Origin of the sequence: Burkholderia mycopellens, from assembly GCF_964265025.1 — a bacterium.
Lineage (GTDB): Bacteria > Pseudomonadota > Gammaproteobacteria > Burkholderiales > Burkholderiaceae > Burkholderia.
Genome location: NZ_OZ183804.1, coordinates 285,496 through 310,907, shown reverse-complemented (window position 1 = coordinate 310,907; position 25,412 = coordinate 285,496). Strand labels below are relative to the sequence as shown.

The 25,412-nt window shown below is 63.1% G+C and carries 22 protein-coding genes and 1 pseudogene; 11 read left to right on the top strand and 12 right to left on the bottom strand.

The window, feature by feature from the left end:
- Positions 1–856: 856 nt before the first annotated feature.
- From ACPTTC_RS35190 to ACPTTC_RS35180, 3 genes are all read left to right on the top strand, one after another.
- Positions 857–4,669: a M48 family metalloprotease gene (locus ACPTTC_RS35190; protein ID WP_423395948.1), complete on the top strand. Its 3,813-nt coding sequence runs from the start codon at positions 857–859 to the stop codon at positions 4,667–4,669.
- A 169-nt stretch (positions 4,670–4,838) separates the two neighbouring features.
- Complete coding sequence (locus ACPTTC_RS35185; RefSeq protein ID WP_423395947.1) at positions 4,839–5,093, top strand: hypothetical protein; 255 nt, start codon at positions 4,839–4,841, stop codon at positions 5,091–5,093.
- A gap of 309 nt (positions 5,094–5,402) precedes the next feature.
- Positions 5,403–6,632 carry a peptidoglycan DD-metalloendopeptidase family protein gene (locus tag ACPTTC_RS35180; protein ID WP_423396563.1) on the top strand — a complete coding sequence of 410 codons (1,230 nt, stop codon included), beginning with the start codon at positions 5,403–5,405 and terminating at the stop codon, positions 6,630–6,632.
- A gap of 210 nt (positions 6,633–6,842) precedes the next feature.
- Here the strand turns inward: ACPTTC_RS35180 and ACPTTC_RS35175 are convergent.
- Positions 6,843–7,079, bottom strand: a pseudogene (locus ACPTTC_RS35175) (EAL domain-containing protein); the annotation flags it as partial.
- Positions 7,080–7,367: 288 nt separating this feature from the next.
- Between ACPTTC_RS35175 and ACPTTC_RS35170 the strand changes: the two are divergent.
- On the top strand, positions 7,368–7,907 hold the full coding sequence (locus tag ACPTTC_RS35170) for a cytochrome b (protein ID WP_423395946.1): 540 nt from the start codon (positions 7,368–7,370) through the stop codon (positions 7,905–7,907).
- Positions 7,908–8,443: 536 nt separating this feature from the next.
- Here the strand turns inward: ACPTTC_RS35170 and ACPTTC_RS35165 are convergent.
- Both ACPTTC_RS35165 and ACPTTC_RS35160 read right to left on the bottom strand, forming a co-directional pair.
- Positions 8,444–9,175, bottom strand: a complete 732-nt coding sequence (locus tag ACPTTC_RS35165; protein WP_423395945.1) for a transporter substrate-binding domain-containing protein — start codon at positions 9,173–9,175, stop codon at positions 8,444–8,446.
- 313 nt (positions 9,176–9,488) lie between these two features.
- Entirely contained in the window at positions 9,489–10,655 is a 1,167-nt protein-coding gene (locus ACPTTC_RS35160; protein WP_319000845.1) for a porin, read from the bottom strand.
- Between the two features lie 394 nt (positions 10,656–11,049).
- On the opposite strand from ACPTTC_RS35160, the gene ACPTTC_RS35155 reads away from it, so the two are divergent.
- Entirely contained in the window at positions 11,050–11,478 is a 429-nt protein-coding gene (locus tag ACPTTC_RS35155; RefSeq protein ID WP_423395944.1) for a hypothetical protein, read from the top strand.
- A 220-nt stretch (positions 11,479–11,698) separates the two neighbouring features.
- Here the strand turns inward: ACPTTC_RS35155 and ACPTTC_RS35150 are convergent, their stop codons facing one another.
- The 4 genes from ACPTTC_RS35150 to ACPTTC_RS35135 form a co-directional block, all read right to left on the bottom strand.
- Positions 11,699–12,004 (bottom strand): H-NS family nucleoid-associated regulatory protein, encoded by a 306-nt coding sequence (locus ACPTTC_RS35150; protein WP_423395943.1) that lies wholly within the window; start codon positions 12,002–12,004, stop codon positions 11,699–11,701.
- A 651-nt stretch (positions 12,005–12,655) separates the two neighbouring features.
- Positions 12,656–13,687 carry an extracellular solute-binding protein gene (locus tag ACPTTC_RS35145; RefSeq protein WP_423395942.1) on the bottom strand — a complete coding sequence of 344 codons (1,032 nt, stop codon included), beginning with the start codon at positions 13,685–13,687 and terminating at the stop codon, positions 12,656–12,658.
- Positions 13,684–14,535 (bottom strand): ABC transporter permease, encoded by an 852-nt coding sequence (locus ACPTTC_RS35140; protein WP_226198386.1) that lies wholly within the window; start codon positions 14,533–14,535, stop codon positions 13,684–13,686. The genes ACPTTC_RS35145 and ACPTTC_RS35140 overlap by 4 nt, the downstream gene beginning before the upstream one ends.
- Positions 14,522–15,367 (bottom strand): ABC transporter permease, encoded by an 846-nt coding sequence (locus ACPTTC_RS35135; RefSeq protein WP_423396562.1) that lies wholly within the window; start codon positions 15,365–15,367, stop codon positions 14,522–14,524. Before ACPTTC_RS35135 ends, ACPTTC_RS35140 begins: the two co-directional genes overlap by 14 nt.
- 527 nt (positions 15,368–15,894) lie before the next feature.
- Here ACPTTC_RS35135 and ACPTTC_RS35130 point away from each other — a divergent pair.
- Together ACPTTC_RS35130 and ACPTTC_RS35125 are read left to right on the top strand one after the other, a co-directional pair.
- Complete coding sequence (locus ACPTTC_RS35130; protein ID WP_423395941.1) at positions 15,895–16,350, top strand: GNAT family N-acetyltransferase; 456 nt, start codon at positions 15,895–15,897, stop codon at positions 16,348–16,350.
- A 13-nt stretch (positions 16,351–16,363) separates the two neighbouring features.
- A complete protein-coding gene (locus ACPTTC_RS35125; protein WP_423395940.1) occupies positions 16,364–17,383 on the top strand; it encodes an AraC family transcriptional regulator ligand-binding domain-containing protein in 1,020 nt (339 codons plus the stop codon).
- Between the two features lie 104 nt (positions 17,384–17,487).
- Here the strand turns inward: ACPTTC_RS35125 and ACPTTC_RS35120 are convergent, their stop codons facing one another.
- Positions 17,488–18,414 (bottom strand): LysR family transcriptional regulator, encoded by a 927-nt coding sequence (locus ACPTTC_RS35120; RefSeq protein WP_423395939.1) that lies wholly within the window; start codon positions 18,412–18,414, stop codon positions 17,488–17,490.
- A gap of 67 nt (positions 18,415–18,481) precedes the next feature.
- Between ACPTTC_RS35120 and ACPTTC_RS35115 the strand changes: the two genes are divergently transcribed.
- Positions 18,482–19,099 (top strand): LysE family translocator, encoded by a 618-nt coding sequence (locus ACPTTC_RS35115; protein WP_423395938.1) that lies wholly within the window; start codon positions 18,482–18,484, stop codon positions 19,097–19,099.
- Between the two features lie 59 nt (positions 19,100–19,158).
- Positions 19,159–19,320: a hypothetical protein gene (locus ACPTTC_RS35110; protein WP_423395937.1), complete on the top strand. Its 162-nt coding sequence runs from the start codon at positions 19,159–19,161 to the stop codon at positions 19,318–19,320.
- Between the two features lie 116 nt (positions 19,321–19,436).
- Here ACPTTC_RS35110 and ACPTTC_RS35105 read toward each other — a convergent pair whose 3' ends face one another.
- The gene (locus tag ACPTTC_RS35105; RefSeq protein ID WP_423395936.1) at positions 19,437–20,912 is read right to left on the bottom strand and encodes a coniferyl aldehyde dehydrogenase; all 1,476 of its coding nucleotides are present in this window, start codon (positions 20,910–20,912) and stop codon (positions 19,437–19,439) included.
- Positions 20,913–21,011: 99 nt separating this feature from the next.
- On the opposite strand from ACPTTC_RS35105, the gene ACPTTC_RS35100 reads away from it, so the two are divergent.
- Complete coding sequence (locus ACPTTC_RS35100) at positions 21,012–21,665, top strand: TetR/AcrR family transcriptional regulator (protein WP_423395935.1); 654 nt, start codon at positions 21,012–21,014, stop codon at positions 21,663–21,665.
- 135 nt (positions 21,666–21,800) lie between these two features.
- Entirely contained in the window at positions 21,801–22,484 is a 684-nt protein-coding gene (locus ACPTTC_RS35095) for a type 1 glutamine amidotransferase domain-containing protein (protein ID WP_175969162.1), read from the top strand.
- A gap of 128 nt (positions 22,485–22,612) precedes the next feature.
- On the opposite strand, the gene ACPTTC_RS35090 is transcribed toward ACPTTC_RS35095, so the two are convergent.
- The 3 genes from ACPTTC_RS35090 to ACPTTC_RS35080 form a co-directional block, all read right to left on the bottom strand.
- Positions 22,613–22,993 carry a MerR family transcriptional regulator gene (locus ACPTTC_RS35090; protein WP_423395934.1) on the bottom strand — a complete coding sequence of 127 codons (381 nt, stop codon included), beginning with the start codon at positions 22,991–22,993 and terminating at the stop codon, positions 22,613–22,615.
- Between the two features lie 125 nt (positions 22,994–23,118).
- Positions 23,119–24,429, bottom strand: coding sequence for a saccharopine dehydrogenase family protein (locus tag ACPTTC_RS35085; protein ID WP_423395933.1), 1,311 nt, complete (start codon positions 24,427–24,429; stop codon positions 23,119–23,121).
- On the bottom strand, positions 24,407–25,324 hold the full coding sequence (locus tag ACPTTC_RS35080) for an acetoacetate decarboxylase (protein ID WP_423396561.1): 918 nt from the start codon (positions 25,322–25,324) through the stop codon (positions 24,407–24,409). The genes ACPTTC_RS35085 and ACPTTC_RS35080 overlap by 23 nt, the downstream gene beginning before the upstream one ends.
- Between the last annotated feature and the right edge of the window lie 88 nt (positions 25,325–25,412).

Genomic DNA, 25,412 nt, shown 5'->3' with positions numbered 1-25,412 from the left:
CAACCTACGCCGCGCAGATAGCCAGATCGCCATCGTTGCGCATCCGGCTGCCATGTGTCGGGAATGTCTTTTGAGCACTCACGTATTGGCGTGACCGGAACTGAATAATGCGCGCCAGTTTTTCAAGAAATATTCCGCGACCGCAAACCGACACCCTGCATGTCGGGAAAAATCCAAGCCCATTCCCGCCTCGGTATATGGCGGCGCGAGTCGAGACTCGCCTAATCTGCACATCGCAACTCGAACATGTCGACATCCTGAACCGGTTCGCAGATTCACCGGCAGGCCAGGATGGACGAAAAAAACTGAATCGGCATATGCAGGAGTTCATTGTGCGGAGCGCGCTTTTATCAACCTGGCTTGCCAGCAGAGGCACGACCTGCACGAAGAGCGGGATGCCATCCTGTCCAGCAAGTGCCAGCAGCCATTGAGCAATGCCGTCGAGGCGGCGGCCTTGATCCACTTGCCGCGGCTCTGGCACTGCAGCAACCGGTGAATTTGCAGTCTTGTCTCCGCTGAAGCCCGGCACCGCAACGCTGACCTTGTTTGACTCCGGATATATCCTGTCAGGCGAATTGACACGGCGCTTCAAGAAATCACCGGCTAATCACTCGCTGCGCCCGGGAAAGAAAAATTGGACGCCTATATTGACTTCTTCGAATCAGTTGACCTTAATTGACAGTCGAATATCACACGAGCCGGTAGGTTTACACCGATCCGCCATTTTCTGACGAATGTCACAAGCACGGGGCAGATTCGAGTCAGTCAAGCTAATTCAAAATTCCGGTCTCGAGCGGGTCCCGTCAGTACCCGTATCGATACTTCTATTCAATCGTCGTCAGATACGCGATCTGTCATGGAAAATCACTATCCCTCGGGGCCGTCGGATGTACCGGCCGGATTGACGCGTCCCGGCCCGTCCTACAAGCGAAATGCCTGGTTGGCCGTGGCCGGGCTGGTCACGTTCATCGTGCTGTACCTCGCGCTGACCGTCTGGTTTGCGTTGACGGGCATCAACCGGTTGCTGGCGCTCAACGCGCATTCGGGCCCGCTCGACTTCCTGGTCTGTGCATGCAGCCTGTTCCTGACGGTGTTCCTGGTCAAGGCGCTGTTCTTCATCAAGAAGGGCGAGTACGCAGGCGTGATCGAACTCAAGCGCGCGGAACAGCCGGGCCTGTTCGCCTTCCTCGACCGGGTCGCCGACGATGCCGGCGCGCCACGTCCGCACAAGGTGTTCGTCAGCGGACGGGTCAACGCCGCGGTGTTCTACGACCTGTCGCTCGTCAACCTGGTGTTTCCTTCGCGCAAGAACCTGGAGATCGGCCTCGGGCTGGTCAACATGCTCAATCTGAGCGAATTCAAGGCGGTCTGCGCACACGAGTTCGGGCACTTTGCGCAGCGCTCCATGGCGCTCGGGCGATGGGTCTACACCACCCAGCAGATCGCGGCGCATATCGTCGGCAAGCGCGACGCGCTGGACGGCTTCCTGCGACAGTTGTCGCACTTCGACATTCGGGTCGCGTGGATCGGCTGGGGGCTGAGCCTCATCGTGTGGGCGTTGCGGTCGATCGTGGATTCGGGGTTCCGGCTGGTGATGATCGTTCAGCGGGCACTGTCGCGTGAAATGGAGATGCAGGCCGACCTGGTGGCCGTGTCGCTCACCGGCAGCGACGCGCTGATTCACGCACTGCACCAGCTGCAGGTGGCCGACGATGCGTGGGACCGCGCCGTCGGGTTCGTACGCGGCGAGGCCGGGGCCGAACGCCCGCCACGCGATGTCTTTGTCGTGCAGCAGGCCATCGCGACCCGTCTCGGCCGGATTTACAACGACCCGGCCTACGGCCAGCGACCGCAGGTCCCCGTCACCGACGCCGCGGCGTTCCGCGTTTTCAAGGCCGAGCTCGCGCAGCCGCCCCGGATGTGGGCAACCCATCCGCAGAATCACGAGCGCGAGGAAAACGCCAAGCGCACGTACCTGGCGTCGCCGGAAGACACACGCAGCGCCTGGACCCTGTTCGACAACGCGCCCGCCTTGCGCGAGCGCATGACCCGGGAACTCATCGGCGACACCTCGCACGCCGTCGTCGAACCGGCCGTCACGTTGCAGCGCCTCGACGATCAGTTCGCGATCGAACAGCTCAAGCCGCACTATCGCGGCATCTATCTCGGCTTTCCGGTTACGCGCCATGCCGCCCGCGCCGACGAGTTGTACGCAGCGGTACCCGCGGACAGCGCACTCGATCCTGAAACGCTGTATCCGGCCTCGATCTCCCAGGACCTCGAGGCCCTGCGCGCGCTGGACCACGAGCATGCCCTGCTGCGCTCGCTGCGCGACGGTGTGTATGCCGCCGCCGACGGCGTGATTCGACACCGCGGCCGCATCCTCAAACACAGCGAGCTGCAACCCGCCATCGACGCGGTGGGCACGGAGCGCGCCGCGATTCGCGCTCGCCTGGCCGCTACGCTCAAGCGTGTGCGCAGCCTGCACCAGGCGCACGCCGGGCAACTGTCGCCGCAGTGGCAGGCCTATCTGAAGGGGCTGTTGCACGTGCTGCACTATGCGCACCACGCCGAGGCCGAACTGCGCGATACGCAGGCCGCCCTCGCCCGTTGCTGGCAACGCGTGAGCGCGAGCGGATCGGTCAATGCGCGCGGGGTGAAGGACGTGCTGGCCCGCGCGGAAGCCGTGCAACGCGCGCTCATCGACGTGTTCGGCGCGAGAAACGATGTTCAGCCTGGAGAACGTGTCCTGGCCGAACTCGGTCACGAGAGCTGGCCTGCCATGCTGGGCGAGCTCGGCCTCGGCCATCCGGTGCGGGAAAACGTCGGTGATTGGCTACGCGTCGCGGACAGCTGGGTCAATCATGCGGCCGGCTGCCTGTCGAGGCTCGGGCGCGCGTTGCTCGCCGAACTGCTGCATGCCGAGGCGAGCATCGCGGCAGCCACCCGCGGCGAACCGCTGCCGGAATCGCCTGTCGTCGTCCCCGCGGCGCCCGCTGCCTACACCACGCTCGTCACCGATACCGAGCGTTTCCAGCGGGTCGAGCATCCCGACTTCTGGGAGCGCTTCCGTTCGGCGAACGGGTTCCTGCCGGGGCTGGCACGTGCTGCCGTGGCCCTTGGCATCGTTGGCGCGGTGCTGGTATTCGGCTGGTCGCTCGACGAATCCACCGTGACGGTCTACAACCCGCTGGCGCGAACGATCGTGGCCACCGTCGACGGCAAACAAGTCACCCTCGCGCCCGATGCGCATGCAAGCATCGACGTTCACGCGGGCCGGGATATCGCCGTGACCGCACGGACCCAGGACGGCGACCCGATCGACGCATTCCGGACGTCGATCGATCGCGCCGACGCGCACGTCGTCTATACCGTGGCAGGCGCGGCACCCTTGCGTCAGTGGACGGCCGTCTATGGCGCCGCCAGTGCGCCCCCGCCGCGCTTGCTGCCCCCGCAGCGCTGGCAGCCGGCCGTCACCGACGTGGTGTTCGCCGCGCCGCCCGCCAGCATCAAGACCAACGGCGGCGGCGGCATGCGTACCGTGCTCGAAGGCAGCGACGACATGGCGCCGGGCGAGCTCGTCGAGCAGTTGAAGGACGCATCCGCCGCCGCGCCCATGCTGCTGTCCCATGTTCGGTTCGACGCCCCCGAGAGCGCACACCTGAACGACTGGCTGAACCTGGCCGGTGCCGTTCCCGGTTTCGACGACGCGTTTGCGGCGCGCCGCGCGCGCTTCCCGATCGACATCGTGGCCATGCGATTCGAACAGAATGCCGCCAAGGGCACGGCGGCACACGACGCCGTATGTGCACGGCAGCGGGCATTGGCCGACAAGGCGCCGGATCAACCGGACCTTGCCTACCTGGTCGCGCGATGCATGCCGGCAGGCCCCGCCCAGGATGCCGCGTTCGACGCCGGGTATCGACGCTGGCCCAATTCCGCGTGGTACGCCAATGCGGCCGGCTGGAACGCCAGCACCCAGGGACGCTACCGCGATGCGCTGGCCGACTATCAAACCGCGCTGGCCGGCAGCCCCGCGTTGCGCGAATACGCGGCTGTCGAACTGCTGCGCATGGCGCGACTGGTCGATCCGGAAGCGGCCCGATCCCGGTTCGTCGCGTTGGCCGGCCAATCCTCCACGGTGCGCGGGCTGCTGATGTACGAGCCCGGGGAAACGCCGCCGGCCGGTGCGTATCAACCGATTGCCTTGCTTGCCGGCGGCCGGCTGGACGATGCGGTGGCGTCTTCCGCCGGCAGCCCGGCTCACGCCCACGTGCTGCGGATGGCGGCGGCCTCGAACGGTGCTTCAGCCGCGCTGCGCACACGTGCGCTGAGCCTCGCGGCGGACGACGGCGTTGACCAGTACACGGCGATACTGGCGCTCGCGATGGGGTCCCCTGCCGACACACCGGCCATCCGGACACTCCTGTCAGCGCTCGGGACGCAGTATGACGTCCAGGATTTGCCGGCCCGGCTGAACCGTTTCCTCGCTTCGGCGCGCAATGGCGATACGACGGACGCGGTACGCGCGCTCGACGGCTTGCCGGTGGTGTTGCGTGCCCAGGCGCTGGTTGCCGGCATCTACGTGATGAAAGAACACGCGCCGGAGGAATGGCGTACGTTTGCACGGCGAGCGCTATTTGCCGCCGAGCGGCCGTATTTGGGGTAGGCTGCGCGCCGATTGCAGCCTGCAGGCGGGCAAGCCTGCAGACGCCGCGAGCGATTCCCCCGCTCGCGGCGGCCCGCGATACCGGCTTCTCCCTGAACCATGCGCGGCATCGCGGAGAGATCGGTTTCATCCCCTGCCTCCTGATTCGGCAAGACCAGCGCGGTTGTCCATGAGAAAGGCAAGCATTGCGTTTGCGGCCTGCCTGGTGGTCTCGGCGCTACTCCTGTATTTGGGCATCAAGCTTTACGCCGGGGTTGTGGCTCAGCATGTTCCGGGCTATCCAAACCGTGGTCAGCGCTATTCCGGCCTTTTGCTGCCATGCGGCCTGGTTGATTTGAACATCATTCTGGTTGGTTTTTCTGGCAGGTTGCGCTGGCGATACGTCACGTTGGCCCTGTCAACTCAATGCATCGCGCGACAGTGACCCCATGCTCCCGCCTGGACCGACGGTTTCGAGTGTGGTGACGGAATGGAGACATGGGTTTGCTCGATCAAACCGCCTTGATTCATCGTAAATCCATCGAAACGAGAAAGACAACTCCAGATCGACCGATTCCTGTTTCAGGATTGGAAAAATCACCTTGAAATTATCGCGCCAATAATTTCAACTTTATCAGCCATTTAAAATAAAACAAAGATACATTGCATTTTGCTTGCAATGAATGACGAATGATGTAGGCTTGACGCCGCTGTCGTGAACTTCTTGCAAACCTTATCCGTGGTGCATTTAACTATGCGCAATTTATCAGGTCGTTTCGCATCGAATTCGATTAAAACCCTCACTGGAATGCTGCTGATTGCAGCCTGCGTGGCCGAAATCGCCCATGCGGCGCCAATCGAGACGTCGTTGCAACGCTCGATCGAGCAGGCGCTTGAATCCCGATCGGGCAAGACGTTGGCACTGCCGGCCCAGTCGGACAGCGGCCTCGTCGAAGCAATAAAGACCGATGACGTTTCCGGATGGATATTTGGTACTGCGACGCAAATCCTGCGTGATGACGAATCCGCCGATCCCGTCACGAAGCTGTTCATCGCGCGCAACGTGAATGGTCGATGGATCACGGGTGTGGAGGGCAGCAGCAAGTTCGGAGAACTGCTCGATGCGGCGCCCCCCACGCTGCTCGCGGCCGACGAGCGAAAAAATCTCGCGTCACGACGCGCCTCGCTTGCGCCGCGGGCGGCGGCATTGCCGCAACCGGGCCTTGCGTTGCCGTGGGAGCAGAATGCCGGGTGGTATTGGACGGGCGGCGCACACGGCTGGTCCGGACAAAGCCGGCCGTATAACTCGCTCGATTTCTCGGGTGGCAACGGCCGCGTGCTGGCGGCGCGAGACGGCTATCTTTACAAGAGCTGCGAGCGCAACGGCAGCGCGATCGTGAAGGTGGTTCACGACAATGGCTATGCGACGACTTATTACCACATGGTCCAGCTGACGTCGCTGAACAGCGGCACACGTGTCCGTCAGGGGGAATATCTCGGCACCGTCGGAAACGGCCTGCCGTGCGGCGGACAAACGACGGGGCCGCACGTTCACTTTTCATTGAGCAAGGACGGCAATGACGTGTCCGTCAATGGCATGACGATCGGCGGCTGGCAATTCTTCGAAGGCACTTCACCGTATTCCGGATACGCGGTTCGCAATCAACGGCGCGTCTCCCCGCAGGCCTGGCTGGTCAACTACGGGAGCGCGGATTCCGGCGATCCGTCCACGCCCGTCAGCGCGCGCGTACAGGCGCCGGGGCAGGCGAACCTGCGCAGCGCGCCTTCGTTGTCGGCGCCGATTGTCGGTACGCTCGAGAACGGGCGCACCGTGCAGCTCGCTTGCCACCGGTACGGCGACTCCGTGAATGGCAACTGGGGCGCCACACGGCTTTGGTATCGGCTCGACTCGAATCAGTGGATCTCCGACGGATTCGTCTACACGAACAGCAATGACCCGGTGGTGCCGGAATGCGTGAATTAGCGCCGGCGCGGCGGCGCACGCCTGGCTGCCGCAGTGCGCCGCGCGCGGCCCCGGGCCCGGTTCGAGTCATCGTGCGCGCCTGACCGCTACCAGGACGCACGGCCCCCTGCCGCGAACCGGCAGCTGCGGCCACGACACACCGGTCGACGTACCGCGCGGCAGCCCGTGCGCGCCGCGTGCGTCAGTCAACGCGTCGCGTCGGCAACCGACTCACTCGGTCAGCAATTCGGTGCCGACGCGCGACGAAATCCCGACCAGCTGTTCGGCGGGCTGCGGCCGCGCGAACAGGAAGCCCTGCGCCTGGTGGCAACCGATCTCCCGCAGGAAAGCCAACTGCTGTTCCGTCTCGACGCCCTCCATCACGACATCGAGCCCCAGCGCGCGCCCCATCGCAACAATCGCGCGCACGATCACGTCGTCCGTGCAGCCCGAACCGCAGTCCGTGAAATGGGCGCCGTGACGGCAAGCGGCCGTTGGCATGTCCGTCGAACAACGGTGATCGCCGTGCCAAAACAAACCGCACTTCATGCGTTTCGGATATTGCGGCCGGCGCAACGCCGCCAAGGACGCCCCATACCTTTCAAGACATTTCGATTGCCTTCCACACGAACAGAACGGCGACCGATTCGTCCCGCGGGAATAAAACCCAGCCGGCTCCGGTATATCGGGGCATCACGCCGCTCACCACGTCGAACGAGCCGGTGCACTACGCCCCACCGCAACGGAGAGACCGCAATGTCACGCCCTGACCACGTCGCCTACACACGCTTCGCGATCGCCATGCACTGGTCGATCGCAATCTTGATCCTGTCGAACCTGTTGATCGGGATCTACATGGATACATTTCCGCACAACTCGTCTCGGTTCAACAGCATCCTGTTCTATCACGCGTCGATCGGCAGCCTCATCTTCATGCTGACCGTGCCGCGCCTCGCGTGGCGTGCGACGCATACACCGCCGCCGCTGCCGGCCAGCGTGCCGGCGTGGCAGGCGCGGATCGCCGGTGCACTGCACGGCGTGCTGTACCTGCTGCTGTTTCTCGTGCCGCTGACCGGCTACGTGCACCGCCTCGCTGGCGCCCATCCGGTCAGTTTCTTCGGAATCGCGGAATTGCCGGTGCTGGTCGGCCGCGACGAACCGCTGCGGCTCCTGACCGACGCACTGCATCGCGCGCTGGTGCTGACGCTTGGCTTGCTGCTGGTCATGCACATCGCGGCCGGGCTGAAGCACAAGTTCGTCGATCGGGATGGTGTCGCGGAGCGGATGGGGATCTGAGCGCGACGCGGCGGTTGACGTCGCCCAAGGCGGCCCCTCGAACATCGGTCACGCTGGCTGGGTACGCCCTCTTCATCCTCTACGGGTTTGCCTGGTGCTTTTCCGGGGGCAGCATACTTTGCGGGCTGCCCGTCCGTGCCGTTGGTGAACAAGGCACGTCGACCCAGTCTGCTCAGCACGCCACGATGCCCTGGAAATCCATTTTCCATGCGGTCCGCCAGGGATCGTCGTTACCTTTAGCGAATACGGATCTTCCGTCTGCCCGATATCGCCGATCGCTCCATGAAATACGGCGAAGAAACGCCACCCGACGACCGATACGGCATCAGTTCGAATGACGCGCAAACGGGCGACGGTGCGACAGACCAACGGAAGCTGTCGGGCGGCGCGTGCTTCCTGCGCCGCGCGCCACGCTCGCGGCTCGCTTGCCTGAAAAGGACTGGCCTGAAATCGATCATCGGCAGAGCGGCACTGACACGTCAGCCATCGATCTGGCGTTGCCGATCGGCCGCCGTCGGTCGACGCCAGCGTCATGCTCACTGCGCGAGTGCGGGATCGATCTCCCTCTGCGTCAGGCCGAATGCCGCCATTCTGGCTCGATGGTCCGGCGAACCCAGGTATGCACGGAGTTGCCTGTTGACCGCATCGAGCAGATCGCTGTCTCGCGGGTTGAACGAGAACGCGCCGAGCGGGAGCCCCTGTTGCTGATCCGCCGTTCCCCGCACGTGCGGCACGGCCTCGAGCGCGGAACCGCCGATCCGATTCGCCACGATGCGATTTCCGACGGCGGTACTCGCATATGCGTCGATTTTTCCGGAGAGGACCGCATCGATCGCGTCGGCTTGTTGCGCGAACATGACTATCTGGTCCCCGCTTACGCCCGCCGCTTTCGCCGAGTCGTGCTGAACCTGTCCGGCAATGATGCCAAGGCGGGCATCGGCGCGTTTGGCCAGTGACGCATAGCTGTCGAGACCTTTCGGATTCCCGGCCCGAACCAGAAAGCCGTCTCCGATCCCCCATACGGGTACGCTGAACGCCACCTTTTCGGCGCGTTCAGGCGTGACGAAGAGCGGAACGTTCATGTCCCAGCGCCCGGTCGCAACGCCGGGCAGCAATTCACTGAACGTCGTCAGTCGATGCTCGATCTGCGTGACGCCGATCGCCCGAAGAATGGCATCGGCCAATTCAATGTCGGCGCCGGTGGCGGCACCTTCGGGTTTCGTCCATCCAAAAGGGGGTTCGTCGATGTACGCAATCGTCACCTTCATCGCCAGGTCTCGCGAAATGGGAACGGCGGCCGCATCCAGAGCGGAGTGCTGATCATTCTACCTGGTGGAGCAGATGTCTCGTCGGGGTCGTCCGGAGCCGTGCGCGTCGCCCAGGCGCCGCCATTCGCCGCTGGTCGCAGTGCCGATGCGGAATGACCGTCTCGTCAACCAACCACTTCGGTACTGCCCGCAGAACGAACGATCAACGAGAGGAATTTTCAGTTCACGACACCCGCTTGAGGTGAAGCGCGGCCAGCAGAGTGCCGCTTTGCCGGAGTAGCGCAGCCACTACTCCGGACTTCCGCGCCGGCGATCAGAAGCCGTGGTACATGCCAATGTTGACTTGAACCTGGTTGCCGCCCGATGCGGTGTTGCCAAAGTCGGCAACCGAAGCCTGAGCGCCCTGAGCATGAACGTACCCGCCCATCGCGTACAACGCGGTGCTCTTCGACAGCGAGTACGTCGCCCCCAGCGACACCTGGTTGATCGACGCCATCGTGCGGCCCTGGGCAGCCAGCGTGGGCGTGGCTGCGGAACCGTAGACGTACGTGTACCCGGTCGCCAGCGACAGCGCCGGGGTGACCTGGTACTGCAGGAGGGCACCCAACACGTTGAAGTGGATCGACGGCTGGCCGGCGTTGCCCTGGTACTGAGCGTTCGAGTAGCGCAAGCCGGCCGTGTACGGACCAATCTGGTATTGAGTCGCGACTTGCGCGATGCCCGCGCTCTTGAACGCATTGCCGCCGTTGTAACCCGAACTCGGATAGCCCAGCGCACCACCGAAACTCGGTTGCGCTGTTGCGTTCGTCCACCCGTTCTCACCCTGGTTTGCGGCATGGAAGTAGCCGCCGGCAACCGTCAGACCACCCTGAGCGTAGTTCGCAGCCACCGACCACGATTGCCCCGAACCCATCGAACCGGCAACGCCGCCGAACGAGTACGCGCCTTCAGCCTGGAAGCCATGGATGAGCGGCGAAATGTACTTCACGGCGCTGTTCTGGTTCGTCGTGTTGTCGTTGTTGTCCACGTCGCCCGGGGTCGAGAATGTCGACGCCGAAATGGCGTCGCCCGTCAGGACCTGAACCATTTCCGTCACGGCGTCGAGCTGGCGCCCCAGACGCACGGTACCGTACTGATCGGAAGCGAGGGATACGTAAGCCTGGCGGTTGAACAACGAACGCGTGGAACCGATCGGCCCCTGGCCGCCTATGCCGCCTGTACCGATGTTGAAGCCGTTTTCGATCTTGAAGATTGCCTTGAGGCCGCCACCGAGATCTTCCGTCCCCCTGAGGCCCCACTTGTTCGAACCTGCGGCACCACCGTCGAGGCCGAACCGCTTGTGGCCATTGATGTTCGACGTGTAGCCGATACCCGCATCGAGCATGCCGTACAGGGTGATCGACGACTGTGCCATTGCTGCCGACGATGCTGCGAAGGCGGCAACAGCGATAACGCTGACCTTGATTTCCTTGTTTTTCATCGGTATTTCGCTGTCAGGAGTGGTTTCGGGATTGTTTGAAACGGTTTTTGTTGTATTCGAATGCAGATGACGGCGCACGACCTGCGCGTCGTCTCGAGCCGCAACGGCCGGCGTCATGTTCTCCAGATCGGCATATCTGACTCAATCATTTCGTCATCCTCAAAATTTCATGCAGGAAGGCGTCTCGCATCTCGACCTGTCCGGCATTCTCTCGATTAGAACCATCGCGGCGTCCCTGCCTGGACGAAAGCCGCTTTCTCGCTTCCGTTGCCGCTCCAGTTCCACGGCGACGCGGATTGATAACATGCCGAACCGCCTTGAAGCAGCACAAACACGTTGCCTTCCAGTTCCAGCAATACCGCCCCGTCGATCACGCAAAGGGACTCGCCCCTGAGTGGCGACTTCCGAGCGCGTCTTGCCTACAGGGCAGCACCCGAGAATTCACTCGAACCGACGTCCTGCCACCGCATTCGTGATCCGGACGAGCAGATGTGCCAAATCCACGCAGCCGAAGAACCCAAGCGAATCACCGCGCGAAACCGAACGTTTCTTCGATGGCATTTCGAAGAAGCACGGCATCGTCACGTTCCATGCGCGCGCCATTCCCACGAGCGAGATCGGCGATGACGAAGCCGGACCACGCTCGACCCGCGCTACAACACGGCCTGGAAATACCGGCCGCCATGGCAGGCCGGTTGCACGTCCGATTCAGCCGCCGGCGAAGTACGCCGACCTGTTTACCGAGCGCCAACGCAACCGGGCCGCGCTTTGCAGGTGCGAAAAACCATATCAGGAACATAAATCGTCGTCAAAATTTGTTTGATATAAGTTAATCGCGTCTGATAACCCTGAGCTTTACCGGGATTTCCCTAATAGGAACCGGCGCCAAGACAAAGCGTCAGGGAGATCCGTGCCGTCACTCTGATGCACGGCTCGCATGGCATCGAGCCATGTAGCGAGCTGACGCCGGAAACTCCCGAGCGGCGAGGCGGGCCAGGCACCTGGCGGTCAAACGGTCGGGATGCACCGAAACCTGTATGCCGTTATGTCGGCGTGCGGATCAAAAACTTCTCCCGATCTTGTCCGGCCATCCAGCGCGGTGTCCGTCCACGTCCACTCCAGACAGCGCCTGACACAGGATCCCGATATTTCGCGATCGCCGGTGCGCGACGCCTGACCCGACAGGGCACACATTGGATCCCGACAAACAAATCCTCAGGCCTCAGATCGAACTCGGCAATGACTTTCTGGACGTCCTTTACGGCGTTCTCCATTTCATTCTTGCGCGCAAGTTCCACCTGAGCTTGAAGTGTACGCATCTTGGCTTTCAGCTCCAGGTAGGTAGACATCTCGGTTCCTTTGGTTTGTGCAACGTTTTGAACTGGTCGATTTGCAACCGTCATAATTCAATATTTTTCGCAATACTTACTATTTTCAACTGAACGAATGCAATGATTGTTCGGAATAAAAGGCGCGATCGACAGGGGCGATCGCGAACCGCCTGCGCCGAGAGCTAACGCGTCGCAGAATACAGGCGGGGGCCAGCGACTGAGGCTAGTAATTCTTACGGAAACAAGCCGATCTGCTCACTGCTTGATAACCCGGCTGCATGCCGAGCGCGCAAGCGCTACGACAGCCGGATGCAGATGGGATTCCAGGCTCGAGCGACCGGAGAAATTGCAAAGACGCGCTCGCTGCGCCCGCGCGCCCGTCGGCACCAGGATGCTTGTGTCCCCCCCGCCTGTTCAAGGGTTCCTGCAGTCGACGATCGCGTCCAGCGAATCGTGCCGAGAGACGCACGAGGGTGTCTACGCAACGTTTCGGCACGTCGATAGTGCGCAGTGTGCGGTCAGCCATGGTGGTCTCTCTATGTGTACGCCAACGTCAGGCCGCAGACGATGTTCGCAGCATCGTCTACGGCCGCTTCCGGCGCGTCACTGCCCGATTTCGGCAAAATGCACCGAGGATTCGTTCAGGAAGTCAACGAGCTCCAGCGCGTCTCATTGATTTCCCTTCAACTTCAACCAGACCTTGTTGCGTAGCTGAATCGCCGCAGGCGAGCACATCTTGTACGGTTTGAGCCTGTCCTTGTATTGCTCGGGCATCTTGGTCGCGGGGTTGTTCAGCAGCGCAGGATCAACGTAGCGCTCCGACCCGATGATCTCGTTGTTGTATCGAATCGCGTTCGTCACCAGCGCGATGTTTTCAGGCCGCATCATCCAGTCGACGAACTTGTAGGCCGATTCGACGTTCCGCGCTTTCGCCGGGATAAGCAGACTATCCATGAACAACCGGACGCCCTCTTTCGGATACACGAATCGAATGCTCGCCAGACGATCCTGTGCGCGCGCAGCGGCACCATTCCAGATGTGCTGAACGGTGATTTGCCTGGACGCGAGACGGTCGATCGTTCCGTCGTTGCTGTATGTCTTCACGAACGGCTTCTGCTTCTGCAAGACGTCAAGCACGCGCTTCGCATCCTCGGGGCGCTCGGTGCATTCGTCTTGCCCCAGATACCAGCTCGCGGCCATGTACAACTCCTCCTCGACGTCCAGATCGCCGATCTGGCCGCGCAGTGCCGCGGGGGGCTCGAAAAAGGATTTCCAGCTATCGTCGAGCCTGCCGCCCGGCACGCGCGCGCTGTCATACGCAAACCCGGTCAGGACGATCGTAAAGGGCATCGCGTAGTCCCGCTGAGAATCGAATGCCGGATGACGGTATTCCGGCTTGATGTTTGCGATATTCGGCAACTTGCTCTTGTCGAGCTTGAGCAACAGGCCGGATTTCACGAGCACCGGGACGTAATAGTCGCCGGCCACCACGACGTCGTAGCCGCCGCCTCCCGCCTGCAGTTTCTGGGTCAGTGCGGCATCGCTTGCATAGGTGTCCAGCGTCGTCTCGATACCGGTATCCGTCTCGAACTTCTTGATCAGGTTCGCAGGCAGGATGCCGGGCCAGCTTCCGATATGAAGCTCGGCAGCCTGCGTCGTCACAGCGGCAAGGAGCAACATCGCCCCGATTGTTTTTTTCATACTGTTCCTATTGCTTGGAGATTTGCGTGATGTATCTCGGATTGCCTGGGCGTGGATCTTCTTTTACCTCGAGCACCGATGAGCCAGACCGCGATCAGCTGCACCGACGAAAGGCCGATGACGACGGTCGAGACCGCACTGACCTTGGGCGTGATCCCGATCTTCATCGCACTGAAGATGTACATTGGCAGTGTGGTCATGCCGGCCCCGGCGAGAAAGTAACTGGTGACGTAGTCATTCATCGATGCGACGAACGACAGCAGCGCCCCTGCGACTATGCCGGGTAGCGCCAAAGGCAAGGTGATGTGCCGAAACGCCGCCCAGGGCGTGGCCGACAGGTCCGCGGCGGCCTCGAGCAAGGTGCGATCGATCCGTTTGAGCCGGGCTTTGATCGGCAGGTAAGCAAGCGGCACGCTAAAGACCACATGCGCGAACAGGACGACGCCAAATGCGGGCTCGGTCCCGAACATCGAGAACAGCATCATGGTGGCGATCGCCAGCACGATTTCGGGTATTGCCAGAGGAAGCGCGATGAGAAGTCCCGCCGGGTCGAAACCGCGCCGATCGCTTCGCGACCACCAGGCGACCGCTGCACTCGTCGCAAGCATGGTGGAAAGCACCATCGACGCCAACGCCAGCAGCAGCGAGTTCTTCGCGGCGCGGACCAAGGTCGGATCAGACCAGGCTTCCACGTAACCACGGATACCGAACCCGTCCCATATGAGGGCCGACTGACCGACGTTGAAGCTCATCCCTATCACGATCAGCATCGGCAGATAAAGGAACAACAGTGCCGCGAATGCGATTGGACGCGTCAACGGAAACCGGCGCAGGTCACGCGAACTCATGAACGCGCTCCTGTCGTTGAAAGAGCACGCCCAGTCGAGACACGAGCATCGCCAGAAGCACGACGGCGAGCAATGCAAACGACATGGCAGCGCCCAAAGGCCAATCCCGTCCACCGGCGAACTGGAAATCGATCAAGTTGCCGATCATGAAAGCATGGTTGCCCCCGAGCAAACCCGGGATCGTATAGGAGCCCAGTGCCGGAACGAATACGAGGCCGACGCCCGCCATGATGCCCGGACGACAGCACGGCACGACGACATGGGCAAGCGCGGCCGGCTTGTGTGCGCCCAGATCGTAGGCCGCTTCGACCAACCGCCAGTCGAGATCATCGAGCGCCGCGAAGATCGGCAGGATCATGAATGGCGTGAACGCATAGACGAGGCCGATCACCGTCGCGAGATCGGTATAGAGCAAGCCGAGCGGGCCTTGCATGAGGCCGGCCCTGGTCAATATCTGATTCACCAGGCCGTTGTCCGCGATGATGATGATCCACCCGTACATCTGGACGACGACGCAGGTCCAGAACGGGATCGTGATCAAGATCAGCAACGCGGCTTTCCACTTCCGCGGGCGCGTCGCCATGAAAAGCGCCGTCGGGAATCCGATCAACAGACATCCCGCGGTGGTCAGCAAGGCCATGACCATCGACCGGGCAAAAATGGCGAGATAACCCCGCTGAACGACAAGCGAACCATCAAAGTCCCGGTCGAAGACGACCCGCTCGTACGCCCGAGCAGTGAAGTTGCCCCACGCAACACCGCCGAAGTCGAGCGGCACACTGAGCGAAACCACTGCCAGGACGATCATCGGAAGCACAACACCCGCGACCATGACGGGCACCGCCGGGTTATTCATCTTCCGCCATGATTTCAACAGGTTGACTATAGGGACTTGGCGCACTACCCATAACCTCAAATCGGTTCGATTGGCAGGAAGCGTATCAAATTGGCTGCTTTATATACAGGGGTTGCCCGTGCCGTTCGCGCCAAAGTGTTACCCGTGAGCGCCAATGAAATTATAAATTTGGCGGTCGGTATTTTTTGGTAAATTATTTCAAATATGGAAATTCACTAATTAGTGTAATTGTGATCGTCGTAGGGATATTAAATTATTGGCCAATCGCCAGGCCGCCATGAACGGTCGTCGGGTGCTGTCCCACGCCGATGGCCGAGTGGCGGCCCGTGCGGCGCTTTGCGGCTTCGCCGATGGTCGCGTGCCCCTCAGTCCGCGGCGGCGCATGTGGACATGCTATCCCGTTCCTGCGTCATGATCGTTGGTGGAATTGCAAAAATCGTGAGATAGTTGCCCAAGTCGTACCACGTATATTTCATATAACGAGATGAGAGACGATATCGAATATGGCCATTGCTGAGAAACTGGAATACCGCCGAATGACCGAGCGCGACATCGGCGCTTTTTATGACGTGCGATTCTCCGTGAGCGAGAATAGAATCCATCCGCACCAAGTTCACCTGCTCAACCGCAACCTCTTGATCGAGAAAATCAGGCAGGGAGGCGGCTGGATTTGTGAATCTCGTGACGAGGTGGTCGGGATCTGCCTGCCGGTCATCACCGAAAAGCCGTTCATCACCGCGTTGTTTGTGAGGCCGTCATTCCATGGCGCCGGCATCGGCCGCGCGTTGCTCGACCGTGCGTTGACGTGGTTGAAGGAAAAGGGCGTGGCCCAAGTCACGCTCGTGACCGATCCGGGCTCGCGAGCCGATGGCTTCTACCAGCGTCTCGGGTGGAAGCGCGGCGAACTGGACGAGTATGGATGCCAGGTCGTGTTTACGAAGTCGCTCGGAAATGCGTGATCCAAGGCGTCAAATGAAGCCGGTAGCCGACGTCAGTCACCGCACTGCAGCGCAACGTCCCGCGCCGCTTCACACCATCTTCATCACGCTCGACTTCATGAAGCGCATGGGGGTTCCCGTCGACGTCCTGCTGAGAGGCACGGGCATTTCTCCGTCGGACGTCGAGCGACCCAACGCAATGGTCACGCATGCACAGGAAATGGTGCTGTTTGCGAATGCACTCGAGGCAACCGGCGACACCGCGATCGGGCTTCATATCGGAAACGCGATCCCGGTGACATCGTACGGCCTGCGAGCCCACGCGATGCTGGTGAGCCCGACGTTGGGTGACGCGCTGCGCCTGGGCTTCGAGCATCCATTGCTGGGGATCAGTTATTTCAGAATGAGGATGACGACAAGGGGCGATGTGGCCAGGATTGCGGTTGGCGGCTATACCTATCGGTCGGATCTCCTTGTCTTGAATACCGACATGGTTTTCACCGCCATTCGCCGAGAGATGCATGATTTGATCGGCAAATATCCGGCGTTTCTGAGGATAGGATTTTCTTATCCGGAGCCACCGCACGCGGAATCTTACCGCGCCTATTTCAACTGCCCGATCGAATTCAATTCCAGTGAAAATTTTCTTGAGTTCGATCGATCAACGCTCGAGACCGCGCTTCCGCTCGCACACCCGATAGAATTCGAATTGGCAAAAAAGGCGTGCGCAAAGCGCGAATTCGAACTGGCGCACTGGGTTCCGTCGGACCTCATCGGACGACTGCTCGGCCTGATGTATGACAACCCCGCATGTCAAGACATCGCCGATTTTTCCAGCGCGCTCGGACTTTCACTGCGCAGCTTGCAGCGGAAACTCCAGGAAATGGGCACGTCGTTCAGCGCCATGCACAACCTTGTACGTCAAGACCTGACGTCGCAATATCTGTCCAAAAAGGAATATTCGATCAAGGAGGTTGCTGCGCGACTGGGGTACAAAAACACATCCGCATTCAGCCGGGCGATGAAGCGCTGGTCGAAAGAAGCGACCGGATGACATCCGGAAGATTGTCTATGTGACCCACGCGATCGAGTCGCGGTACATGCGGCTTCGCAAGATCATCAAGGCGGCAGCCGATCGTACACGTCGCCAGCCGCCCTTCATCCAACCACCGCCCTCAACCACCCCAGCAATTCCGCCTGCGCACTCCCCGCCGCCACCGGTTCCGGCGTCAACAAGCAGTAATGCGAGCCATCCTCGACGAACCCCATCGGCGCGACCAGCACACCGCTTTCGATATCATCGCGAACGAGATGCCACGGCCCCATGGCGACACCGAGCCCCGCGACCGCCGCCTGCAGGCTGAAGTAGAAATGGTCGAACACCTGCCCGCGCCCGCCCGCCACCGGCTGATGCGCCGCCACCGCCCATTCCTTCCACGCGTCCGGCCGTGTCCGCGTATGCAACCGCGGCGCGTCCGTCTTCAATGAACGATCGCCGCGACGCGCAGAAAACCACGCATCGACCTTGTCCGGCCGGCAAACCGGCCCGACCTTCTCCGCGAACAGCCGCTCCGCGTGATAACCCGCTGGCCACGCAAAGTCATTGCGTCGAATCGCCATGTCGATGCCGCTGTCGAACGAAAACGGACCACCCGCGGCAGCCAGGTGAATGTCGATGCCTGCATGCCGCTCCTGAAAATCCGGCCAGCGCGGAATCAGCCAGCGCATCAGAAGCGTCGGCTCGCACGACAGAACCCAGCGCCGCGCCCGGGCGGCCTCGGTACGCAATTCCTGCGCGGCGTGACGCATCAGCCCGAGCCCGTCATGGACGGCCTGCGCCAGCTTGCGGCCCGCATCGGTCAGAAACACGCGACGGCTGCGCCGCTGAAACAGCGCCACGCCCAGGTCGCCCTCGAGCAATCGCACCGCGCGGCTGACCGCGCCATGGGTCAAGCACAGTTCGTCGGCGGCACGGCTGAAGTTCTCGTGACGCGCCGCCGCCTCGAAGCAACGCAGCGCCATCAGCGAAGGCAGGTTCACGCGAACCGACTGTGAGTCAATCTCACCATTCTGGTCAGAAATCATCGCTTTTCCCGATGGAACATGATCCATAAGATTGGGCCATCAAGCCATCAATCGCAAGGACAAGACGATGACCGAGTTGATAGTTGTAGTCACCATCACACTGCTTGCCGTGATCAGCCCGGGGCCGGATTTCGCGATGGTCACGCGCAATAGCCTGATGCTGTCGCGCCGTTCGGGCGTGCTCACCGCGCTGGGTATCGGGCTCGGCGTGACGATTCACGTGAGTTACACGCTGCTGGGCGTCGGCCTGCTGATCCACCAGTCCCTGTGGCTCTTCAATGCCGTCAAGCTGGTCGGCGCGATCTACCTGATCTACCTCGGCGTGAAGATGCTCATGACGAAGGCCGGCAACGGGCGGCCGGATGCACCGGCCGCACCGCTATCCGATCTGGCCGCGCTGCGCACCGGCTTCCTGACCAATGCGCTGAACCCCAAGACCACGGTGTTCATCGTCAGCCTGTTCATGCAGGCCGTGCGGCCGGACACGCCGTTGATCGTGCAGATCGGCTACGGCGCGTTCATCGCCGTCGCGCATGCCGGCTGGTTCAGCCTGGTGGCCCTGTGCTTCTCCGCGACGGCCGTCCGCGACCGCCTGCTGGCAATGCGCCACTGGATCGACCGGACCTTCGGCTGTCTGCTCGTCGGCTTCGGCGTCGCGCTCGCCATCGCGCGCGGCGGGCGCTGAAGATCGAATCCGGCCGCCGGCGTGAACGAGCCCGGCGACTGATAACCGAGCCCGCGCGCATGGATCACCGCCGCTTTTTTCCGGCCAGCTTGCCCGCGCTGCCGGAAATGGAATTCGTGATGATGCATGGCGCGGTGCTGCCGGCCGCCGTCGAATTCGCCGCGACGATTTTCGATGAAACCGCCATGCGCAACGGGGCAGGCACGCGCAACAAGCGCTAGCGGGCATCGTTCACGGTTGAGGTCCGAACCACGCATTCGCCGACGCATTCGCCTTCGCCCCCCACGGCGCGCCGCTTGCGAAACAGCCGCGCGCCGGGCGCGGTGCGTCGCCGGTCTCAGCGCTTCGCGGTCAATCCCGCCCGCACGCCCTCCGGTTCCCGGCGCCGCCCGAGCAGCGCCGCCAGCGACAGGTCCGCGAGCTTGCCGAACGGCGCGCGCAGCAGGCTCGGCAGGTTCCAGCGCCCCAGCACGAACACGCCCTTGGCATGGCTCATCGCGCGGAATCCCTCGATGCCGTGATACGCCCCCATCCCGCTCGGACCGACGCCGCCGAACGGCAAGTCCTCCTGCGCGACATGCAGGAGCGTGTTGTTGATGCCGACATTGCCCGACGTGGTGCGCGTCAGCAACGACGCGCAGTCGCTGTCCTGCGCGCCGAAGTAATACAGCGCGAGCGGCCGCGGACGCGCATTCACGTAGTCGACGACTTCGTCGATCGTGCGATAGGTGCGCACCGGCAGGATCGGCCCGAAGATCTCTTCCTGCATGACGGCCGTATCGTCGCCGGCCCCGACGATCAGCGTGGGCGCGAGCGTCCGCTTGCGGGTGGCCGCCTGCTGCGGGTTCACGCCCGCCTCGATCACACGTGCGCCTTTGCTGCGTGCTTCGTCGACGAGACGTTTCAGGCGATCGTAATGCCGGTCGCTGACGATCGACGTGTAATCGGGGCTGGTCGGCCCGTCCGGGTAGAAGCGCGCGACGGCCGCGTCGTATTGCGCGACGAACGCGTCGAGGTCGTCTTCATGCACCAGCGCGTAATCCGGCGCGACGCAGGTCTGGCCGCCGTTCGACAGCTTGCCGAACACGATGCTGGACATCGTCCGGCTGTCGACGTGCCCTCTCGCGACGATCGCCGGGCTCTTGCCGCCGAGTTCGAGCGTCACCGGCACCAGATTGTCGCTGGCCGCCTTCATGACCTTGCGGCCCACCTGCGTGCTGCCAGTGAACAGCAGATGGTCGAACGGCAAGCCGCTGAAGGCGGCGCCGACTTCCGGGCCGCCGAGCACGACCGCGACTTCTTCGCTCGGGAAGGTCTCCGCGAGCATCCGGCGCATCACCTCGCTGGTGCGCGGCGTCAGTTCGGACGGCTTGAGCATCGCGCGGTTGCCCGCGGCCAGCGCGGTGGCCAGCGGAATGAACGTGAGCGCGAACGGGTAATTCCACGGCGCCATCACGCCGATGACACCCAACGGCTGGTATTCGACGCGCGCCTGCCCGGCCCGATAAAAAATCCCGACGTGCCGGCGCTGCGGCTTCATGAAGCGGCGCAGGTTGCGCGTCAGGTAGTCGATCGCCTGGATCGCGCCGACCAGTTCCATGATCGCGGTCTCGTGTCGCGAGCGGTGCCCGAAATCGGCGCTGACCGCCTCCTCCAGTTCGCGGCGATACGCGAGCACCACGGCGCGCAGCCGCGCGAGCCGGGCCTTGCGCTGCTGCATGCTCGGCGGCCCCTCGCTGACAAACGCGTTGCGCTGGCGGGCCAGCAACACCGCCGGGTCGAAGCTCGAGCTGGATTCCGCGGAAACGGCCATGGTGCACCTCACGAGGTTGCGTCAATGTAGACACTGTCAACTTGCATGCGGCGGATCATAGGACCACAATGTGTTCCCTGTCAACATAGGAGCAACACGATGTCGTCGGATGGGGATGCGGACGCCGGGCAAAAGGCTTATCACCACGGGGATCTGCGTCGCGCGATCATCGAAACGGCGCTCGACACGCTGCACGAGCAACAGGGCTGGCAGTTCACGCTGCGCGAAATCGCGCGGCGCGCGAACGTCAGCCACTCGGCGCCATACCGGCATTTCCCGGACAAGGCCGCGTTGCTGCACGAACTCGCGCTGATCGGCTTCGATCGGCTGCACGACGACCTCGTCGCGTCCGTCGATCCTGCAGCGGACGCACCGGACGTGCTGCTCGCTCTGGCCTACGCCCATCTCGCGTTCGGGCAGCGCAACCCGGATCTCTATCGACTGATGTTTGCCGCGGATGCCGGGGAGCCCACGGACATCCATCTCGATCCGCGCGTGCAGGCGCCGTTCCTGCTGGTCGTCGACATCCTGGAGCGCGGCCAGCGCGCCGGCACGATCCGCCCGCGCCCGGCGCTCGGCCAGGCGACCGCCTGCTGGGCGCACCTGCATGGCCTGACGATGCTGGCGATCGACGGGCGGCTGGTGCGCGAGAAGGTCGGCGATCACGCGATCGAGGATGCGCTGACCACCTTGCTGGACGGACTCGTGCTGCCCGTGAATCCCGCGAAGGCGGCGAAAACGAAAAGGCCTTGACCTTCAACTTTGCTTCAAGGTTATGGTTTGCCTCGGCAGCCTATCGAGGTCATGGGTATGGGTACTGCCATCCGACAATCCGGCGGTGCGTCGACGACGCCCGCCCGCCCGTGGCCGAAAAAGGGAAACCGCATCATGAGCAAGCGCATCCTCCACGTCGTCAGCAACGTCGCGCACTATGCCGATCCGTCGCAACCGACCGGCCTGTGGCTGTCCGAGCTGACGCATGCCCATCACATCTTCGCGGCGAAAGGCTATGAGCAGCAGCTCGTGAGCCCCAAGGGCGGCGTGTCGCCGCTGGAGCCGCGCTCGCTCAAATGGCCGCATGTGGACGCCGCCGCGAAGGCGTGGCGCGCCGACCCGGCCAACGCGGCGCTGCTGGCCAGCACCGCGCGCCCTGACGAGATCGATCCGGCCGATTTCGATGCGATCTACTTCACCGGCGGCCATGCGGTGATGTGGGACTACCCGGACGATGCGGGGTTGCAGCGGCTCACGCGCGAGATCTACGAGCGCGGCGGCATCGTGTCGTCGGTCTGTCACGGCTACTGCGGGCTGTTGAACACGAGGCTGTCGGACGGCTCGCTGCTGGTCGCCGGCCGCCGGATCACCGGCTATTCGTGGTTGGAGGAAATCCTGGCCGGCGTCGCGAAGAAGGTGCCCTACAACGTCGAGCAGCAGATGCAGCAGCGCGGCGCGCGCTACGAGAAGGCGCTGCTGCCGTTCACGTCGAACGTCGTCGTCGACGGCCGCCTGGTGACCGGCCAGAATCCGCAGTCGGCGAAAGCGACCGCGGAACAGGTCGTCGCGTTGCTGTGACGTGATGCGCCGGCGGCGGCTCAAGCGCCGCTCGACCGGCGCACAACTGCTTCGCCACGATCGACCGCGACCGTTGCAACGTCACCGCTTCCGCGATCCGCCGCATGCCCGGGTAGAATCCGCGGCAGTCATCGTTGCGCACGGGTTGCACAATCGACCGACTCCAGCTTCGCGGCGATTTCGGCGATCCTCGTCAGGATCCGTGCCTTGCGCTGCGCGAGCTGCGCCTCGAGCGCCTCGATGTCCTGCACCTTGCGGCCCAGCGCAGCCAGCAACGAATCGCATGGCCATTGCGCGAGGTCGGCCGGGATCAAGGTGCGAATCTCGTCGAGACTGAAATCCGCCTGCTGCGCGGCCGTGATCAGATCGAGCACCGTCACCGCTTCCTGCGGATAAGTGCGATAGCCGTTCGCTTCGCGCTCGACGATCGTCAACAGACCGATGCGTTCGTAAAAGCGGATGCGCGAAGGGGTCACGCCGGTGCGTTCCGCCAGTTCCCCGATCTTCATGTTCCGATACTCCCCGGCCGGATCGCGTCCGGCCCTCTGCCCCGTCGTGACTGTCGGCTGTCTCCTGATATTGATTCGCAATCCGATCTTTATCGGCTTCCTGTCGAATGGCGAACGGCACGCGCTCAAATCACTTCGAAACGCAACCCCGCATGGCGAACCAGGCGCTCGATGTAGCGCGCGTCGAACATCGTCGCGGGGGTCCAGAAGCCGCCGCCGCGACCGGTCTTGATGCCGTCGCCCGCGCAATCCAGTGCGAGACTGATCGCGGCCTGGCCGAGCATCTTGCCGGTGGAGCCGTAGCCGGGATCGCGGTCGCCGGTGACTTTCACCCGCAAGGTCTTCCCGTCGTCGGCACGGCCGAAGAACCGCAGATCGTAGCGGCCGGCCAGTTGCGCCGCCGCGCTCGGCCCCTCGCCGGGTTTCGGCAGCAGGAAGCGCTCCATCAGGCTGCGCACCGGCTTGATGACGACACCCACCATGAACGCGCCGAGGCCCGCCACCATCGTCACCGCGGTCAGGCGGCCCTTGAGGCCCGTGCCCGTCATCACCGCTTCGTCATACGTGAAGCGGCTGCCGTACGCGTTGCCGGCAAGCGCATTGGAGCGATGCACGATACGCTCGTTGATCGCCGCCATCACGAATGGCGCGATCCACGCATCGAAGTCGCGGTCGAACGCGGCGGACCGCACCGCATGCTGGCGCATCGTGAAGCCATGCCCCTTCGGGCACAGCGAATAAGGATCGAGCAGTTCCCTGCGCAATGCGGGATCGGCCGCGGCCTCTCGGACGACGTTGATCACGCTCGCCACCGTGCCGCCCGACGCGCCGCCCTTCAGCGTCCTGACGCGCATCTTCACCTGCGTGGCCGGCACGCCCCACTGCTGCCGCGCCTGTTGCTGCAGGAAGAACACCCCCATGTCCGACGGCACCGAATCGAAGCCGCAGCAATGGACGATGCGTGCGCCCGATTGCCGGGCCGCCGGCTCGTACTTGTCGATCATCCGCTTGATCCACTGCGTCTCGCCGGTAAGGTCGCAGTAGTCGGTGCCGGTTTCCGCGCAGATCCTGACCAGCGGCTCCCCGTAAAGCGCGTAGGGGCCGACGGTGGACACGACCACCCGCGTCTGCGCGCAGAGCGCTCGAAGCTGCGCTTCGTCGGCCGCGTCGGCGACGATGATCGGCACCGACTGCCCGGCCGCGCCCAGCGTGTCCCTGACCTGCCTGAGCTTTGCCTCGGAGCGGCCGGCAATGGCCCAGCGCAGCGTCTCGCCAGCACCCGACAGGTATTCCGACAGATAGCGGGCCAGGATCTGCCCGACGAAACTGGTGGCGCCGAACACGACGAGATCGTGGATCGGACGGGTCGTGGGCGACGCCTTCGGCGCCGGCGTGCCGCGGTGTTGCGTGGTGTCAGCGTTGCTTTCCGGGTTCATCGAAGGCCTTCAAGGGAGTCGGCAGGTTCAGCACCAGTTGCGCGTCCTTCACCACGTCGAGACGCAGGATGGTGGACGCGCCCAGCCCGTCGAGCAGCTGGCTCAACGGACCGCCGTGCCGCACGAGCTCGACGTTGCGCGGCAGCAGGCGCTGGGCGAACGATAGCGCATTCGTCTGCACCCATGTCTGGTGCCATTCGCCGTCGATGCGGTTGATCATCGTCGACGTGCCCATGTGCGACTGCGACGCGACGTGGGTCAGCTCGGGCATCGGTACGCTCAGGCTCAGGTCCGGCCGGCCGCCCGGGCCGGCAATGCGGGCGCTGGCGGTGGCGCCGAGGTTCACGTCGATATCGGCGAGCCACTTGGGCAGTTGATAGCCGTGCACGCCGCGCACCCGCGCGATTTCGGTGGTGACCGGCAGCGCCAGGACGTGCGCAAAGAAGCTCCGGCGCCGCATCGAGTCGATCAGCTCGAGCGCGTGCGACCCGGTCGCGCCGGGCCGCCGGATCACCACCGCGACCGACACTTCGTCGTACGGATCGTTGTCGCACACCGAATACGAGAAGAAGGTCAGCGCGACGAGCCCGTACCCAGGGAGCGCGCGCAGCGGCTCGAGCGGCACCGGCAGCGTGGAACGCAGGCGTTCGAGCGGCGCGAGGAACAGCAGCTGAATGCTGCTGGAACGATAGTAGAAATTCGGCGCCCAGGTCGGGCCGACCCTCGACTCCACCTGACGCTTCGGAATCCGACGAAAAAAATCGATGTTCCCCGCCGCGGGATCGCGCGCCACCTCGTCGAGGTCAGGGTTCATCCGGAACCGGTCGTAGTACCCGCCTTCGGGCACGTCGATCTTGTGTGGTCCGAAGTCGACCTGTGTCAACCGCCTGTCCATGTTCGTCGCCTCTCTTCGATGATCGACCGTGGCAGGCAACACCCGATGCCCGCTGACTCACTGCCGTCAGCAAGCACTCTAGGATTGA

What these genes read in the sequence shown, in the direction of transcription:
- ACPTTC_RS35190 (WP_423395948.1), top strand. Translation starts at nt 857, where the DNA reads ATGGAAAATCACTATCCCTCGGGGCCGTCGGATGTACCGGCCGGATTG.
- ACPTTC_RS35185 (WP_423395947.1), top strand. Translation starts at nt 4,839, where the DNA reads ATGAGAAAGGCAAGCATTGCGTTTGCGGCCTGCCTGGTGGTCTCGGCG.
- ACPTTC_RS35180 (WP_423396563.1), top strand. Translation starts at nt 5,403, where the DNA reads ATGCGCAATTTATCAGGTCGTTTCGCATCGAATTCGATTAAAACCCTC.
- ACPTTC_RS35170 (WP_423395946.1), top strand. Translation starts at nt 7,368, where the DNA reads ATGTCACGCCCTGACCACGTCGCCTACACACGCTTCGCGATCGCCATG.
- ACPTTC_RS35165 (WP_423395945.1), bottom strand. Translation starts at nt 9,175, where the DNA reads ATGAAGGTGACGATTGCGTACATCGACGAACCCCCTTTTGGATGGACG.
- ACPTTC_RS35160 (WP_319000845.1), bottom strand. Translation starts at nt 10,655, where the DNA reads ATGAAAAACAAGGAAATCAAGGTCAGCGTTATCGCTGTTGCCGCCTTC.
- ACPTTC_RS35150 (WP_423395943.1), bottom strand. Translation starts at nt 12,004, where the DNA reads ATGTCTACCTACCTGGAGCTGAAAGCCAAGATGCGTACACTTCAAGCT.
- ACPTTC_RS35145 (WP_423395942.1), bottom strand. Translation starts at nt 13,687, where the DNA reads ATGAAAAAAACAATCGGGGCGATGTTGCTCCTTGCCGCTGTGACGACG.
- ACPTTC_RS35140 (WP_226198386.1), bottom strand. Translation starts at nt 14,535, where the DNA reads ATGAGTTCGCGTGACCTGCGCCGGTTTCCGTTGACGCGTCCAATCGCA.
- ACPTTC_RS35135 (WP_423396562.1), bottom strand. Translation starts at nt 15,367, where the DNA reads ATGGTCGCGGGTGTTGTGCTTCCGATGATCGTCCTGGCAGTGGTTTCG.
- ACPTTC_RS35130 (WP_423395941.1), top strand. Translation starts at nt 15,895, where the DNA reads ATGGCCATTGCTGAGAAACTGGAATACCGCCGAATGACCGAGCGCGAC.
- ACPTTC_RS35125 (WP_423395940.1), top strand. Translation starts at nt 16,364, where the DNA reads ATGAAGCCGGTAGCCGACGTCAGTCACCGCACTGCAGCGCAACGTCCC.
- ACPTTC_RS35120 (WP_423395939.1), bottom strand. Translation starts at nt 18,414, where the DNA reads ATGATTTCTGACCAGAATGGTGAGATTGACTCACAGTCGGTTCGCGTG.
- ACPTTC_RS35115 (WP_423395938.1), top strand. Translation starts at nt 18,482, where the DNA reads ATGACCGAGTTGATAGTTGTAGTCACCATCACACTGCTTGCCGTGATC.
- ACPTTC_RS35110 (WP_423395937.1), top strand. Translation starts at nt 19,159, where the DNA reads ATGGATCACCGCCGCTTTTTTCCGGCCAGCTTGCCCGCGCTGCCGGAA.
- ACPTTC_RS35105 (WP_423395936.1), bottom strand. Translation starts at nt 20,912, where the DNA reads ATGGCCGTTTCCGCGGAATCCAGCTCGAGCTTCGACCCGGCGGTGTTG.
- ACPTTC_RS35100 (WP_423395935.1), top strand. Translation starts at nt 21,012, where the DNA reads ATGTCGTCGGATGGGGATGCGGACGCCGGGCAAAAGGCTTATCACCAC.
- ACPTTC_RS35095 (WP_175969162.1), top strand. Translation starts at nt 21,801, where the DNA reads ATGAGCAAGCGCATCCTCCACGTCGTCAGCAACGTCGCGCACTATGCC.
- ACPTTC_RS35090 (WP_423395934.1), bottom strand. Translation starts at nt 22,993, where the DNA reads ATGAAGATCGGGGAACTGGCGGAACGCACCGGCGTGACCCCTTCGCGC.
- ACPTTC_RS35085 (WP_423395933.1), bottom strand. Translation starts at nt 24,429, where the DNA reads ATGAACCCGGAAAGCAACGCTGACACCACGCAACACCGCGGCACGCCG.
- ACPTTC_RS35080 (WP_423396561.1), bottom strand. Translation starts at nt 25,324, where the DNA reads ATGGACAGGCGGTTGACACAGGTCGACTTCGGACCACACAAGATCGAC.